A 15,009-nucleotide genomic window follows, 5' to 3' on the forward strand; every position below is an offset into this window, starting at 1 on the left:
GGAGCGTGGTTATCTGCTTTGCTGGCAAGATAGGCATCAACGGGGAGAATGTCATGGCCGAGCCCGAAAAGCTGATGGAAGATATCGAACGACTTGGCGGCAAGCTTGCACAGGCGCGCGCCTCGATCGACCGGCGATTCATCGGGCAGGATCAGGTGGTGGAGCTGGTTCTGGCGGCGATGCTGTCCGGGGGGCACGCGCTTCTGGTCGGCTTGCCGGGCTTGGGCAAGACGCTTCTGGTCGAGACGCTGTCGACCGTGATGGGGCTGGGATCGAACCGCATCCAGTTCACGCCCGACCTGATGCCCGCCGATATTCTGGGCTCCGAAGTTCTGGAAACGGCGCCCGACGGCAGCCGCGCGTTCCGCTTCCTCGAAGGCCCGGTCTTCTGCCAGCTGCTGATGGCGGACGAGATCAACCGCGCCTCGCCCCGGACCCAGTCTGCGCTTCTTCAGGCGATGCAGGAACGCGAGGTCACCATCGCCGGCGAGCATCGCCCGCTTGGCCCGCCCTTCCACGTTCTCGCCACGCAGAACCCGATCGAGCAGGAGGGCACCTATCCGCTGCCCGAGGCCCAGCTCGACCGTTTCCTCGTTCAGATCGACGTCGATTACCCGGATCGCGAGACAGAGCGCTCGATCCTGCTGGCGACCACCGGTGTCGCGGCGGAGGGCGCGCATACCGTCTTCACCCCGGCCGAACTAATCGAGGCGCAGGGGATCGTGCGGCAGATGCCCGTGGGCGAGAAGGTTGTCGATGCGATCCTCGATCTGGTGCGGCTGTGCCGTCCGCGCGAGGCCGAGGCGCCCGACTTCATCCGCGATGCGCTGGCCTGGGGACCGGGGCCGCGGGCCGCGCAGGCGCTGATGCTGACCGTTCGGGCGCGTGCGCTGATCAATGGCCGACTGGCGCCGACGCTGGACGACGTACAGGCAATGGCCCGCCCGGTGCTGATCCACCGCATGGCGCTGAGCTTCGCGGCCCGCGCCCGGGGCGAGACGTTGGGCGACCTGATCGACCGCGCCGTGGCAGAGGTCACCGGGCCGCGCGCCGCCGGGGCCGCCGCTTGAGCGTGACCTCCGATACCGCAGCGTCGGGGCCCGCCCCCGCGCTGAGCCTGCGCCGCGAGGCGGAAGGGGCAGCCTCTGCGCTGCCTCCGCTGCTGGTCGCGGCGGAGCAGTTGGCGGCGACCGTTCAGATGGGGTCACATGGGCGCAGGCGCGCGGGATCGGGCGAGGAATTCTGGCAATACCGCCCCGCCCATGCGGGCGACGAGCTGCGCTTCGTCGATTGGCGGCGCTCGGCGCGCTCGGATAGCCAATATGTGCGCCAGCGCGAATGGCAACTGGCGCAATCGGTGCATCTGTGGGTCGATGATGCGGCCTCGATGCGCTTCACCGGGGCCGAGAGCGGTCGCAACGCCCGCGTCACCAAATCCGAGCGCGCGCGGGTGTTGGGCCTCGCGCTCGCGGTGCTGATGGTGCGCGGCGGTGAGCGCGTGGGGCTGACCGGCCCTCTCGCACCACCACGGCCCGGACGCGCGCAGCTGATGGAGCTTGCGGGCCTTCTGTCGCGCGAGGCGGGCGTGCAGGATTACGGCGCGCCCGAAATCGCGGGCGTCACGCCGCAATCGCGCGTCGTGCTGCTGTCGGATTTCTTCGGTGATCTCGGCCCGATCGAAGCGGCGCTGGGGCGTCTGGCGGATCGTGGCGTCTCGGGCGTGATGATGCAGGTGCTCGACCCCGACGAGGAAGCCTTCCCCTATGACGGGCGCACGATCTTCCAGTCGATGACCGGCGCGCTGGTCCATGAGACGCGCAAGGCTGGCGATTTGCGTGCGCGTTATCTCGACCGGCTGGCCGCACGGCGCGATCAGCTCGCCACGCTTGCGCGCAGCGCGGGCTGGCAGTTCTCAACCCATCACACGGGCGATCCGGCGCAGGTGGCGCTGCTCTGGCTCTATTCCGCGCTCGAAAGGGGGCGCTGATGTGGATGCTCGGCCCCATCGGCTTCACCGCGCCCTGGCTTCTGCTGGGGCTCGCCGCGTTGCCGATCATCTGGCTGATCCTGCGCGCGGTACCGCCCGCGCCGATCCGCAGGCGCTTTCCGGGCGTCGCGCTGCTTTTGGGCCTCAAGGACGAGGAAGTGCAGGCCGCGCGCACGCCGTGGTGGCTGCTGGCGCTCCGTCTTCTGGCGCTGGCCGCCGCGATCATCGGTTTTGCCGGGCCGGTCCTGAACCCACAGCGGGTCGTGCCCGGAACCGGGCCGCTCCTGATCGTGGTCGACGGTAGCTGGGCCTCTGCCCGCGATTGGTCGCGCCGGGTGGAGCGGATGACGGCGGCGCTGAAGGACGCGCAGCAGGCGGGCCGTCCGGCAGCTGTAATTTCGCTGGCCGATCCGCCGCCCGCACAGGTGAGTTTCACGGATGCGGGCGCGCTGATCCAGTCGCTCCCCGGCATCCAGCCGCAGCCTTGGGCGCCGCAGAACTTCGACGCCGCAAACCTGCCGGACGGGAATTTCGAGACGCTCTGGCTGTCTGACGGGTTGGCCCGCGACAGCCGGGCCGGTGTTCTGAGCGCGCTGGAGGCGCGCGGTCTGGTCAAGGTCTGGCAGCCGCAACTGCCGGTTCTGGCGCTGGGCGCGGCCCGGATCGAGGATGGCGCGCTCGTCGTGCCCGCGCTTGCCTCCAGTATTCCGCCCAACCCGCGCGATGTCGCCGCTGTAGGGCGCGATCCGGCGGGTGTCGAGCGCGAGTTGGCGAGCCAGCCGCTTCAGTTCACCGACAGCCGCGAAACAGAGCTGCGTTTCGATCTGCCGCCCGAGCTACGCAACCGTATTACCCGGATCGAGGTCACGGGCATGCGCTCGGCCGGTGCGGTGAGCCTGACCGATGACGCGGTCAAACGCCGCAAGGTCGCGATCCTGTCGGGTGCGCGCGACCGCGAGGGGCTGGAGCTGCTCTCGCCCACGCATTACCTGCATCAGGCGCTCGCCCCGACGGCGGACCTGATCGAGGGCACGCTTGCCGATGTGCTGACCGCCGATCCGGACGTGATCATCCTCGCCGATATGGCCGATCTGCCCGAACAGGCTAAACTGCAGGAATGGGTCGAGAAGGGCGGGCTGCTGATCCGCTTCGCAGGGCCGCGCATGGCCAATGCCAATCTCGACGCCGACACGCTGCTGCCGGTGCAGCTGCGTGCCGGAGGCCGCTCGCTGGGCGGCACGATGAGCTGGGGCGATCCGCGCGCGCTGGCGCCCTTCCCGGAAAACTCGCCCTTCACGGGGCTGACGGTGCCCGACGACGTGACGGTGAAGGCACAGGTCATGGCCGAGCCCGCGCCGGACCTGAGCGAACACACGATCGCCGCGCTGACCGACGGCACGCCGCTCGTCACCCGCGCCAAGATGGGGCAGGGGGCGGTCGTGCTGTTTCACGTCACCGCCAATGCCGAATGGTCGACCCTGCCGCTGTCGCTGCTGTTCCCGCAGATGCTGGAACGGCTCGCGGTCTCTGCCCGGCCCGCCGCGCCGGAAGAGGCTGATCTCGCGGGCCAGACCTGGGTGCCGCAGAAGCTGCTCGACGGGTTCGGGCGGCTGCAGGATGCAGGCGCCGCCGCAGGTGTGCCGGGCGAGGAGCTGGCCAAGGCCGAGCCCGGGCCGAAGCTGCGCCCGGGCATCTACACCGCCGAGGACCGCTCGGTCGCGCTGAACGCCCTGCCGCGCGGCGCGACGCTTTCGCCCGCGAGCTGGCCTGCGAATGTCCCCGTCGAAGGGGCTTTCGAACAACGCGAAATGCCCTTGAAAGGCTGGCTTCTGGGGGCTGCGCTTGCGGCGCTTCTGCTGGACATCCTCGCGACGCTGGCGCTCTCGGGCAAGCTCTGGGGGCCGCGTGCGATGAAGGCCGCCGCTTTCGGGGCCGCCGTGATCCTCGCAAGCTTCGCGCCGCCGCAAGCCCATGCCGAGGATATGGATCCGGGGCGCGCGATCGAGGCTGCGTCCAACGTGGTTCTGGCCGCGATGCCCACCGGCGATGCCGAAGTCGACCGGGTTTCGATGGCCGGGCTCAAGGGCCTGTCGCAGGTTCTCAACCGGCGTACCACGGTCGAGCCTTCCGCGCCGATGATGGTCGATCTGAAGAACGACGATCTGGCCGTCTTTACCTTCATCTACTGGCCGATCACGGCAGATCAGCCTGCACCGAGCCCGATGGAATATGCCAAGCTGAACCGCTACCTGCGCGGCGGCGGGATGATCCTGTTCGACACGCGCGACGCCGATATCGCGGGCTTCGGCGAGGCGACGCCCGCAGGCAAGCGTTTGCAGGCGCTGGCCGCGCCCTTGGACATTCCGCCGCTCGCGCCGATACCGGATGATCACGTACTGACCCGCACCTTCTACCTTCTGCAGGATTTCCCCGGTCGCTATGATGGCACGATCTGGGTGGAGGCTCCGCCAGCCGATGCCGAACGCGCCGAGGGGATGCCGTTTCGCAACCTCAATGACGGGGTGACGCCGGTGGTGATCGGCGGTAACGACTGGGCCTCGGCCTGGGCCGTCGACGATCGCGGGATGCCGATGTTCCCGGTGGGGCGCGGCCGCACCGGCGAGCGTCAGCGCGAAATCGCGGATCGTTTCGGGGTGAACCTGATCATGCATGTGCTGACCGGCAACTATAAATCCGATCAGGTCCATGTGCCTGCGCTTCTCGAAAGGCTGGGGCAATGAACGGGGTGTCGGTAATCTTCGCGCCGCTTCTGCCATGGCCTGTGATCGCGGGCGCGGGCGCTGTGGCGGTCGTTCTGCTGGCGCTGGCGCTCTGGCGCGGGCTTAAGGGCTGGGCGCTGCGGGCCTTGGCCGCGCTGGTGCTGCTGGCCGCGATCGCGCAGCCCTCCTTGCAGCGCGAACAGACCACGCCACTGTCGAATATCGTTTTGCTGGTCGACGACCGGTCCTCCTCGCAGAAGCTCTCGGATCGCGGGCAACAGACCGACCGCGCCGTGGCACGTCTGCAAGCGCAGCTCGATGCGATGCCTAATGTGGAGACGCGCCGGATCACCGTTCCGGACGGGGCCGACAATGCCGGCACCGAGCTGGGCGCGAGCCTCGCCGAGGCGCTGGCCGCCGAGCCGCGCGCCCGGGTCGCGGGGGCGCTGATGGTCACCGACGGGCAGGCCCATGACGCGCAGCTTGCCCCCGATCTGCCCGCGCCGCTGCAGGTGCTGCTGACCGGCAAGCGCAGCGACTGGGATCGTCGTATCCTGATCGAGACCGCGCCTTCCTTTGGCATTATCGGTGAGGAAACCGATATCCGTCTCAAGGTCGAGGATATGGGCGCCGTTCCCGAAAGCGCGGGCGGCGTGGCCGATCTGACGATCTCGATCGATGGCAAGGACCCGAAAAGCTACAAGGTGCGCACCGATCGCGATCTGGAACTGCCGCTGACGCTGACCCATGGCGGGCAGAACGTGGTGCAGTTCACGCTGACGCCGCTGGATGGAGAGCTGACCGACCGCAACAATGTCGCGACCGTGCAGATCAACGGCGTGCGCGACCGGCTGCGGGTGCTTCTGGTCTCGGGTCAGCCCCATGCGGGCGAGCGGACGTGGCGCAACCTTCTTAAGTCGGATGCGGGCGTCGATCTCGTGCATTTCACCATCCTGCGTCCGCCGGAGAAACAGGACGGCGTGCCGGTGACGGAGCTGTCACTGATCGCCTTCCCGACGCAGGAGCTGTTCGTCGACAAGATCGACCAGTTCGATCTGATCATCTTCGACCGCTACGGCGCACGGGGTATCCTGCCGTCGGCCTATTTCGACAACATCAAGGATTACGTCGAGCGCGGCGGCGCGATCCTCGTGGCCGCCGGTCCGGAATTCGCAACCGTCGAGAGCCTCTATCAGACGAGCCTTGGCGACATCATGCCCGCGCGCCCCACCGGCCGCGTCATGTCGGAAAGCTTTCTGCCGCGCCCGACCGATCTGGGCCTGCGCCACCCGGTGACCGCCGGGCTGGAAGGGGCACCTGCGCCCGAGGGCGAGGATACGGCCGCCGAGAAAGACGGCCCGCATTGGGGGCACTGGCTGCGCCAGATCGAACTGACGAACCCCACCGGCGAGGTCGTCATGTCCGGGGCCGAGGGCAAGCCGCTGCTGGTGCTATCGCGCGAAGGCGAGGGGCGGGTGGCGCTTTTGGCGTCCGATCAGGCGTGGCTCTGGGATCGCGGCTATGACGGCGGTGGGCCACAGCTCGAATTGCTGCGCCGCATCGCGCATTGGGAGATGAAAGAGCCTGAACTGGAAGAGGAGGCACTCTATGCCGAGATCGATCCCGGCGCACTTTCGATGCGGATCATCCGTCGCACGATGGAAGATACCGCGCCGCCGGTGACCGTGACGCTGCCCGATGGCTCGACGCAGGAAGTGCCGCTGACCGAGACCGCGCCGGGTCGCTTCACCGCGCGCTGGACCGCGCCCGAGGCAGGGCTCTACCGGCTCAAGGACGGCGATCTGGAGCGGGTCGTGGCGATGGGCCCCGCCAGCCCGCGCGAGTTCGAACAGACGATTGCCAGCGGCGATCCCCTCGCTGCCGTGGTCGAGGCGTCGAATGGCGGCGTGACGCGGCTCGAAGACGGGGTGCCCGATATCCGCGAGGTGCGTGCGGGGCGACCCTCGGCAGGGCGCGGCTGGATCGGCATCACGCCGCGCGGCGCGACGGCCACCACCGATATCCGCGTGCAGCCGCTGATGCCCGCCTGGGTCTGGCTGCTCCTCGCAGCGCTGCTGACCGTGGGGGCATGGCTGATCGAAGGGCGGAATCGGCGCGGCGGTGGCGGCGGGCCGAGCGCAGCGTGATCCAAGCGGGGATTGCCCGGAGACCGCTTCACGTGTAGCAGGTGTTAGCGGTATCGGAACGCGAAGACGGAGGAGAGGCCCCGATGATCCTGAGCTGTGGTGAGGCACTGATCGACATGCTCCCGCGCGAGAGCGCGCAAGGCGAGCCGGCCTTTGCGCCCTATCCCGGAGGAGCGGTGTTCAATACCGCGATCGCGCTGGGGCGGTTGGGGGCGCGCTCGGGTTTCCTGTCGGGGCTGTCGGAGGATCTGTTCGGGCAGATGCTGGTCCACTCACTCTCTGATAGCGGCGTCGATGCGGGGCTCTCGGTCCGCTCGGACCGGCCCACGACGCTGGCCTTCGTGACGCTCACCGACGGCCATGCGAGCTACGCCTTCTACGACGAGAATACCGCGGGTCGCATGCTGAAGATCGAGGATATGCCTGCGATCCCGGCAGAGGTGAAGGCGATGTTCTTCGGTGGCATCTCTCTGCCGGTCGAGCCCTGCGGGGCGGCCTATGAGGCGCTGATGCTGCGCGAGGCGGAGAGCCGCGTGACGATGATCGACCCGAATATCCGTCCCGGTTTCATCCGCGACGAGACGGCCTATCGCGCGCGGCTTGAACGGATGTTCGCCGTGGCCGATATCGTGAAGGTCTCGGACGAGGATCTGCGCTGGATCGAAGGGCCGGGCACCATCGCCGATCTCGCGCGCGGGCTGCTCGCCAAGGGGCCGAAGCTGGTCTTCGTCACCGAAGGCGCGACCGGCGCGCACGGCTTCTCGAAGCACTGCGAGGTGTTCGTGCCCGCGCGCAAGGTCGAGGTAATCGATACGGTCGGTGCAGGCGACACGTTCAACGCTGGCGTTCTGGCGGCGCTGGATCGCGCCGATGCTCTCGACAAGCGCAAGCTTGCAGGAGCCGAGGACGAATTGATCTCCGACTGCCTCAAGCTGGGCGTGGCCGCCGCTGCGGTCGTCGTCAGCCGGGCAGGGGCCAACCCGCCCTGGTCGGACGAGCTGGCATGAGGGCGCTGATCCAGCGGGTCTCCGAAGCCTCGGTCACCGTCGACGGCAATCGCATCTCCGAAATCGGGCCCGGCCTTCTGATCCTGTGCTGTGCGATGCAGGGTGATGACGAGAAAGTGGCCGAGAAACTGGCAGAGCGGGTCTCGAAACTGCGCATCTTCAAGGACGAGGCGGGCAAGATGAACCGCGCGGTGGGTGATATTGGCGGCGCCTGTCTGGTGGTCAGCCAGTTCACGCTGGCCGCTGACACCTCGCGCGGCAACCGTCCCGGTTTCTCTGCTGCCGCACCGCCCGAAGAGGGCGATCGGCTGTATCGGCATTTCGCCCGGCACCTCGAATCTCTGGGCCTGCCGGTCCAGACCGGGGCGTTCGGCGCGGATATGAAAGTGGCGCTTCTGAACGACGGGCCGGTCACGATCTGGATGGACAGCGCCGACCGTCCGTGAACGTCGCTGGGGCAGTCTTGCTCCCCTGAAAATCGCGGGCTATTGCAGGCTATGGCCAAGCTCTACTTCCATTATTCCACGATGAACGCGGGCAAGAGCACGATCCTCTTGCAAGCCTCCCACAACTATATCGAACGCGGGATGGAGACGTTCCTCGTGACCGCGCGGCTCGACAATCGCGCGGGCGACGGGCGCATCGCGAGCCGGATCGGCATCGGTGCGGAGGCGGCCTGTTTCACCGAAGAGACCGATATGTTCGCGCTGATCGAGAAGCGCTTGGCGGACGGCCCCTGCGCCTGCATCTTCGTGGACGAGGCGCAGTTCCTGACCGAGACGCAGGTCTGGCAGATCGCCCGCGCGGTCGATGACCTGCGCGTGCCGGTGATGTGCTACGGGTTGCGCGTGGATTTTCAGGGCAAGCTGTTCCCCGGCTCGGCGGCGCTGCTGGCGCTCGCCGACGAGATGCGCGAAGTCCGCACGATCTGCCATTGCGGCAAGAAGGCCACGATGGTGGTGCGGATGGGCCCGGACGGACAGGCGCTGCGCGATGGCGATCAGGTGCAGATCGGTGGCAACGAGACCTATGTCAGCCTCTGCCGCCGTCATTGGCGCGAGGCGATGGGAGAGGCCTAAGCCTCAGATCTTCTCGACCACGACCGAGCCCACCGAATAGCCCGCCCCGAAAGAACAGATCAGTCCGATCTCGCCCGGTTTGAAATCGTCGGAATATTTCGAAAACGCGATGATCGAGCCGGCAGACGACGTGTTGGCGTAATCCTGCAGGATATTCGGCTGCTCGCCCGGCTCGGGATCGCGGCCAAGAACCTTCTTGCCGATGAAGTCGTTCATCGATTTGTTCGCCTGATGGAGCCAGAGGCGGTGCAGGTCCTCGGTCGCCACGCCAGTCTCGGTGAGGTGGTCGTGGATATGGCCCGCCACCATCGGCAGCACTTCCTTGAAGACCTTACGGCCCTCCTGCATGAACTGCATGTCGCGGCGGTCGGCCACGCCATCGGGCCGGGTGCGGCGCAGGAAGCCGTTATTGTTGCGGATGTTGTTCGAGAACTCCGTCGCGCAACGGGTGGAACGGATCAGGAAGCCATGTGGCGCATCCTCGCGCCGTTCGATTAGTGTCGCGGTCGCCACATCGCCGAAGATGAAATGGCAATCCCGGTCGCGCCATTCGAGATGGCCCGAGGTGATTTCGGGGTTCACGACCAGCGCGCGCCGCACGGATCCGGTGCGGATCATGTCGGCGGCGGCCTGAATGCCGAAAGTGGCCGAGGAACAGGCGACGTTCATATCGAAAGCGAAACCGCCCGCGCCGAGAAGCTTCTGAATCTCGATCGCGATGGCGGGGTAGGCGCGTTCCATGTTCGAGGCCGCGCAGATCACCAGATCGACGTCCTCGCCCGTGCGGCCCGCCATCTTCAGCGCCTTGTGGCAGGCATCGAGCGCGATTTCCGCCATGATGCCGGGCTCTTCATCCGAGCGCTGGCGCAGGCGCGGATACATGCGCGTGGGGTCCAGCACGCCTTCCTTGTCCATCACGTAGCGCTGCTCGATCCCGGAGGCTTTCTCGATGAACTCGACCGAGCTATGCGGCTTGGCCTCGATCTCGCCTGCGGCGATGGCCTCTGCGTTCTCGGCGTTGAACAGATCGGCATAGGCGTTGAATGCTTCGACCAGTTCGGCATTCGTGATGACGTGTTCCGGCGTATAGACTCCGGTCCCGGTAATGACGGCTTGATGCATCGGATCCTCCTTGGCAGAGCCTCCCGCCAAGGAGGTGAAAGGTCAAGACGACACGCGATTGGGCGGCGTGTTGCCGTCACGAAAGGCGATGAGATTGTCGACCGCCATGTGGCCCATGTCGTCGCGCACCTCAAGAGCGGCGGTGCCCAGATGCGGAAGCAACGTGACGTTATCCATCTCGCGCAGGGCCTCGGGGACGTCGGGCTCGCGCTCGTAGACGTCGAGGCCCGCGCCCGCGATCACATTGCCCTGCATCGCCGCCACCAGTGCCGCCTCGTCGACGATATCGCCGCGTGCGATATTGATGAGATGCGCATGTGGCTGCATCTTCGCGATCTCGGCGGCGCCGATCAGGTGATGCGTGGCGGGGCTCGCCGGCACCGCGATTACCACGAAATCGGAACTGGTGAGCAACTCGTCCTGGCTCAAATGCGTCGCGGGGAAGCCCGGATCGACGGGGGTGCGCTTGGTGTAAGCCACCTCCATGCCGAAGCCGAAATGGCAGCGCTTCGCGATCGCCGTGCCGATGCGGCCCAGACCGATGATCCCGACTTTCTTGCCCGAGACGTGCTGGCCTAGGAATTGCGTCGGCGTCCAGCCGGTCCACTCGCCGCGCCGCACGAACCGCTCGCCCGCCGAGGCGCGCCGTGCGCTCATCAGGATCAGCATCATCGCGATATCGGCGGTGGCGTCCGTCACCGCGCCCGGCGTGTTGGTCACCGTGATGCCCTTCGCCTCGGCGGCGGCCACGTCGATATGGTTATAGCCAACCCCGAAGTTGGCCACGATCTTCGCGCGCGGGCTGCCCTCGAAGGCCGCCGCCGTCACCTTGTCGCCAAGCGTGACGAGAAGCGCGTCATACTCGGCCAGAGCCGCGCGGGTTTCCTCCTCGGTCATCGGCGCGGCCCCGTTGCGGAAGGTCACGTCGAATTCGCGCGCCACGCGGGCCTCGACTTCGTCGGTCAGCTTGCGGGTCACGAGGAGCTTCATCAATACATCCTCCCGCCGATCGGGACGTCCTTGTCGGGCGTCAGCAGCACGACCTCGCCCGCCTCGTCCGGCACGCCGAGCACCAGTGCCTCGGACATGAACGGCCCGATCTGGCGCGGCGGAAAGTTGACCACGCCGAAGACCAGCTTGCCGACCAGCTCCTCGGGCGCGTAATGCACCGTGATCTGGGCGGAGCTTTTCTTCACGCCGATCTCCGGGCCGTAATCGACCCAGAGCTTGATCGCGGGCTTGCGCGCCTCGGGGAAGGGCTCGGCCTGCGTGATCCGGCCGCACCGGATGTCGACCTTCATGAAGTCGTCGAAGGAGATGGTCATTTCCCCAGCTCCCGGTTGCGCGCGATATTCGCGGCGACCGCTTTGCGCATCAGGGGCGGCATGCCGGTCTCGGGGTCCATCAGAACCTCGAGCGCCGCTGCCGTGGTGCCGCCGGGCGAGGTGACGTTCTCGCGCAGCTTCGACGGGCTCTCGTCGCTATCCTCGGCCAATTGCCCCGCGCCGCCGACGGTCGCCTTGGCGAGCCGCAGCGCCAGGTCGGGATCGAGCCCCTCGGCCTCGCCCGCTGCCGCCATCACCTCGATCAGGTGGAAGACATAGGCCGGGCCCGAGCCGGAGACGCCGATTACCGCATCCATCTGGCCCTCGTTGTCGAGCCGCACGACCTGACCCACGCCGGTCATCAGCGCATCCGCCGTGTCGAGATCGTCACTCGTCGCGTTCGGATTGCCGACGATCGCGGTCACGCCACGGCCGATCGCGGCGGGCGTGTTGGGCATGGCGCGCACCAGACGCGCCTGCTTGCCCAGCATCTTCTCGTAGCCCTCGATGGTGATCCCCGCGGCGACGGTGACGAACAGAGTATCGCCTTCGGCCATGGCCGACAGCTGCGGCAGCGCGTCGGCCATCATCTGCGGCTTCACCGCGACGAGGACGACAGCCGGGTGGTCGGGCAGTTCGGCGTTGAGATTCACGCCGGACTCTTTCAGCCAGTCGGATGGATTCGGATCGACCACCCAGACCGAAGCTGCGGGCAGACCGCCCTTCAACAGCCCCTGAAGGATCGCGCCGCCCATGCGTCCGCAGCCCAGAATGACGAGGCCGCGGTCGGAAATGTTATCAAAGCTCATGCTTCCCCCTTTGTTCGGGGGGAGATTAGGCGCGCCCGTAGGCCTCCGCAATGGCCACCTGCATCGCGTCTTCGGGAGTGCGCTCGCCCCAGGTCGCCAGCTGGAAAGCCGGGTAGAACCGCTCGGAGGACACGACAGCCGCGCCGATCAGCCGGTCGATCTGCTCCGGCCCGGGCATCTGCCCGCCCGATAGCACCAGCCCGTGCCGCCAGACCATCAGCCGCTGATCGGGCCAGAAGGTGAAGGCGCCGGTCCAGACCCGGTCGTTGATGCGGTTGAGAAGCTCGTAGAGCGCGCCCTCACGGGTCGCGGGCGGATCCATCTCGAAAGTGGAGATCAGCCGCAGGGTTTCATCCATCGGCGACCAGGCGAGGGTGATCGAGTAAGTCCGCCACTGACCCTCGACCGCCATTGCGATCTGGTCATCGGTAACCCGGTCGAATTCCCATTCATGGGCTTCGGCCAGCGTCTCGACGATGTCGATCGGGTGGAGTTCCTCGGCGTACAGATAGTCTTCGCTCAGTGCCATGCTCGTATCCCCCTGCCTTTTTAGATGCCCGGAGTGCAGCTCCCCTAGGGCTTGTCGGCTTTACAAGGAACGGCGGTAGCAGCCGCCTTTCCCTACAACATATCGTGTAGGCAGGTTTGCGTTCTGTAAAGCAATTTGTGGTGGATAAGCCGGGCGGGTGCCACGAAATCTGGGGATAGTTCATCCACAAAGCGGGGCCACTGGCTGGCTCTCTTTCACTAAGTATTTGAGATCGCTTTAAAACACAAAAAGCGCCCGAAGGTCGGGCGCTTTTTGAGGCGGTTTGGTGGAGCCTAGGGGGATCGAACCCCTGACCTCGTCATTGCGAACGACGCGCTCTCCCAGCTGAGCTAAGGCCCCGTACCGTGGCGTGGTATTTCGCGCAAGGCGCGGGCGTTGTCAAGCGGCCCGCCCGCGCCGCACGCTAAAATTTCTGCCGATCCGCTTTATGCGGGCACCGAGATTTTCGACTTCACGAAATTGACCAGATCGCCTGCCGGGCGCGCCCCTGCAGCACGGGCGACCTCGCGGCCTTTCGCGAACAGGATGAAGGCGGGAATGCCCTGAATCCGGTAGCGTTGAGTCGCGGTAGGGTTCACCTGCGTGTTGATCTTCGCGAGCCGCACATGGGGTGTCAGCTTCTCTGCGGCCATGTTGAACTGCGGCGCCATCGCCTTGCACGGGCCGCACCACGGCGCCCAGAAATCGACCAGCAGCGGCAGGTCGTCCTTCTCGGCCTTGGCGAGCGTCTTGAAATCTACTTCCGTCACCTTGTGCGAAACGAGCCATCCGCCGCAGGTGCCGCATTTCGGGTTTGCGCCCAGCTTCTCGGCGGGGACGCGGTTGGCCTGTCCGCAATCGAGGCAGGTCACACGATAGCTTTGAGAGGATTGGGTCATGTCACCCCTCCGTTACATTGGGTTGAAAGATATATCGGGAACCCACTTCGGCTTTGCAAGGAGACGACATGACGCGCTGGAAAGAGCTGAGCCCCGAACGCCAGATGGATCTTCGCGCCGCCTATGACATCGAAATGGCGCGGCAGACCAATACCTGCTCGATTGACGAGAAGATTGCGCGCTTCGCCGAATGGCTCGCGCCGCAGGGCGTCGCCTTCGGGATGGAAGACTTGGCAAAAGGCTGATCTCTCAGCGGCCCTTCAGGTAGAAGAACACGCCCGCCACGATTAGTGCAGCAATCACTGCCAGTGCGATCTTCCATGCCGACCACGGGCGATCCCCGCGCACGCGGCCCGTCTGGGCGTTGACGACGAAGCGGTAGGAGCGGCCGCGGAACTTGTACGCGGCGGTCCAGATCGGTAGCAGGATATGCTTGAAGGTTTCGGCCGAGAACTGCGGGTCCATCGCGCCGATCCGCTGCTCGTCGCCGCCGATATCGCGACGGATGTCGGTCTGGATGACGCGGATCATCTCTGCCTGCGCGGCATGATGGCCCTCTTGCAGTTGCACGGTGTAGCCCTCGGCGGTGAAGCCCGCGAGGTAATCGCGCCGGTAGGGTTCGAGCGCCGTCAAATCCCAAGGGCGCAGCGCCTGCACGTAATCGGGCGGCAGCGAGCGCGCGGCGTAGATCACCACATCGTCGAAATCGCGCGCGACCTGACCCGAGACCGGGGTCCAGCGGATGCGGCGGACCTGCTCGGTGCGGGGGCCCTTGTCGGTCTGCACCGTGCGCGTGACGTAATAGGCATCGCCGCGCTGCCCGGAATAGCGCGTGCGGGTGGCGGCATCGAAGGTCCAGAAGGGCGCGTAGATGCCGGTCATGCGCCGGCCCTTGCGGGCATATTGCGACAGTCCGTTGGGCGCGAACCACAGCGAGCCGAGCCATTTCGAGAGCGCCGCGCGCGCCTGTTCCTCGGTCAGTTGGAAGGGGAGCACGCCTTGCGGCTTGATCAGCCGCGTCGTGCCGGTATCGACCACCACCGGCGTCGCGCAGAACGGGCATTCAGTCGCGTGCTCGCCATTCTGCAGCTCGATCGAGGCGCCGCAATTGGGGCAGGAGACGGTGCGGTGCTCCTCCATCTCCTGCGCGGGCAATTCGCGGGTCAGCGCATCGTCGAGCGGCAATTCGCGCAAACGGGCCTCACCGCGCCCGGTGGCGGAGGGAATGTCCTGCACATGGCCGCAGTGGTCGCAGACGAGCCGCGTCTGGCCCGGCGCAAACCGCAGATCGGCGCCGCAGCTTTCGCAGTGATAGTGGCTCTCGCCGCGTGGGTCGGCAGGGGCGGCAGCTGCGCTCCGCCCCACTTTCGGGAAACCCAGCATCG

Annotated in this window: 15 protein-coding genes and 1 tRNA gene; 8 read left to right on the forward strand and 8 right to left on the reverse strand. The window is 66.6% G+C overall.

Features of this window, described 5'->3' with window-relative positions; translation table 11 throughout:
- The first annotated feature begins 53 nt into the window (after positions 1–53).
- The 7 genes from B6V73_RS04945 (at position 54) to B6V73_RS04975 (ending at position 8,940) form a co-directional block, all read left to right on the forward strand.
- A complete protein-coding gene (locus B6V73_RS04945; protein WP_078519704.1) occupies positions 54–1,070 on the forward strand; it encodes a MoxR family ATPase in 1,017 nt (338 codons plus the stop codon).
- Entirely contained in the window at positions 1,067–1,987 is a 921-nt protein-coding gene (locus tag B6V73_RS04950) for a DUF58 domain-containing protein (RefSeq protein ID WP_233243022.1), read from the forward strand. Before B6V73_RS04945 ends, B6V73_RS04950 begins: the two co-directional genes overlap by 4 nt.
- Entirely contained in the window at positions 1,987–4,728 is a 2,742-nt protein-coding gene (locus tag B6V73_RS04955) for a DUF4159 domain-containing protein (RefSeq protein ID WP_088724673.1), read from the forward strand. The genes B6V73_RS04950 and B6V73_RS04955 overlap by 1 nt, the downstream gene beginning before the upstream one ends.
- On the forward strand, positions 4,725–6,854 hold the full coding sequence (locus tag B6V73_RS04960; RefSeq protein WP_088724674.1) for a hypothetical protein: 2,130 nt from the start codon (positions 4,725–4,727) through the stop codon (positions 6,852–6,854). Before B6V73_RS04955 ends, B6V73_RS04960 begins: the two co-directional genes overlap by 4 nt.
- A gap of 83 nt (positions 6,855–6,937) precedes the next feature.
- Positions 6,938–7,861, forward strand: coding sequence for a carbohydrate kinase (locus tag B6V73_RS04965; RefSeq protein ID WP_088724675.1), 924 nt, complete (start codon positions 6,938–6,940; stop codon positions 7,859–7,861).
- A complete protein-coding gene (gene dtd / locus B6V73_RS04970; protein WP_088724676.1) occupies positions 7,858–8,307 on the forward strand; it encodes a D-aminoacyl-tRNA deacylase in 450 nt (149 codons plus the stop codon). The genes B6V73_RS04965 and dtd overlap by 4 nt, the downstream gene beginning before the upstream one ends.
- A gap of 51 nt (positions 8,308–8,358) precedes the next feature.
- The gene (locus tag B6V73_RS04975) at positions 8,359–8,940 is read left to right on the forward strand and encodes a thymidine kinase (RefSeq protein ID WP_075776167.1); all 582 of its coding nucleotides are present in this window, start codon (positions 8,359–8,361) and stop codon (positions 8,938–8,940) included.
- A gap of 3 nt (positions 8,941–8,943) precedes the next feature.
- Here the strand turns inward: B6V73_RS04975 and B6V73_RS04980 are convergent, their stop codons facing one another.
- From B6V73_RS04980 to B6V73_RS05010, 7 genes are all read right to left on the reverse strand, one after another.
- Positions 8,944–10,062 carry a beta-ketoacyl-ACP synthase III gene (locus B6V73_RS04980; RefSeq protein WP_088719075.1) on the reverse strand — a complete coding sequence of 373 codons (1,119 nt, stop codon included), beginning with the start codon at positions 10,060–10,062 and terminating at the stop codon, positions 8,944–8,946.
- Between the two features lie 42 nt (positions 10,063–10,104).
- Entirely contained in the window at positions 10,105–11,052 is a 948-nt protein-coding gene (locus tag B6V73_RS04985) for a D-glycerate dehydrogenase (RefSeq protein ID WP_088719074.1), read from the reverse strand.
- Positions 11,052–11,387: a tRNA-binding protein gene (locus B6V73_RS04990; RefSeq protein WP_075776164.1), complete on the reverse strand. Its 336-nt coding sequence runs from the start codon at positions 11,385–11,387 to the stop codon at positions 11,052–11,054. Before B6V73_RS04990 ends, B6V73_RS04985 begins: the two co-directional genes overlap by 1 nt.
- Positions 11,384–12,196: a pyrroline-5-carboxylate reductase gene (proC, locus tag B6V73_RS04995; RefSeq protein WP_075776163.1), complete on the reverse strand. Its 813-nt coding sequence runs from the start codon at positions 12,194–12,196 to the stop codon at positions 11,384–11,386. The genes B6V73_RS04990 and proC overlap by 4 nt, the downstream gene beginning before the upstream one ends.
- A gap of 25 nt (positions 12,197–12,221) precedes the next feature.
- Positions 12,222–12,725, reverse strand: coding sequence for a YbjN domain-containing protein (locus tag B6V73_RS05000; protein WP_075776162.1), 504 nt, complete (start codon positions 12,723–12,725; stop codon positions 12,222–12,224).
- 284 nt (positions 12,726–13,009) lie between these two features.
- Positions 13,010–13,085: transfer RNA gene (locus tag B6V73_RS05005), tRNA-Ala, on the reverse strand.
- 86 nt (positions 13,086–13,171) lie between these two features.
- Complete coding sequence (locus B6V73_RS05010) at positions 13,172–13,624, reverse strand: thioredoxin domain-containing protein (protein WP_078539752.1); 453 nt, start codon at positions 13,622–13,624, stop codon at positions 13,172–13,174.
- 68 nt (positions 13,625–13,692) lie between these two features.
- Here B6V73_RS05010 and B6V73_RS20710 point away from each other — a divergent pair, with 68 nt between their 5' ends.
- Positions 13,693–13,869, forward strand: coding sequence for a hypothetical protein (locus B6V73_RS20710; protein ID WP_158275078.1), 177 nt, complete (start codon positions 13,693–13,695; stop codon positions 13,867–13,869).
- 4 nt (positions 13,870–13,873) lie between these two features.
- Here the strand turns inward: B6V73_RS20710 and B6V73_RS05015 are convergent, their stop codons facing one another.
- Positions 13,874–15,007 (reverse strand): zinc ribbon domain-containing protein, encoded by a 1,134-nt coding sequence (locus B6V73_RS05015; RefSeq protein ID WP_240496912.1) that lies wholly within the window; start codon positions 15,005–15,007, stop codon positions 13,874–13,876.
- Between the last annotated feature and the right edge of the window lie 2 nt (positions 15,008–15,009).

Origin of the sequence: Thioclava sp. JM3 (assembly GCF_002213185.1) — a bacterium.
GTDB lineage: Bacteria > Pseudomonadota > Alphaproteobacteria > Rhodobacterales > Rhodobacteraceae > Thioclava > Thioclava nitratireducens.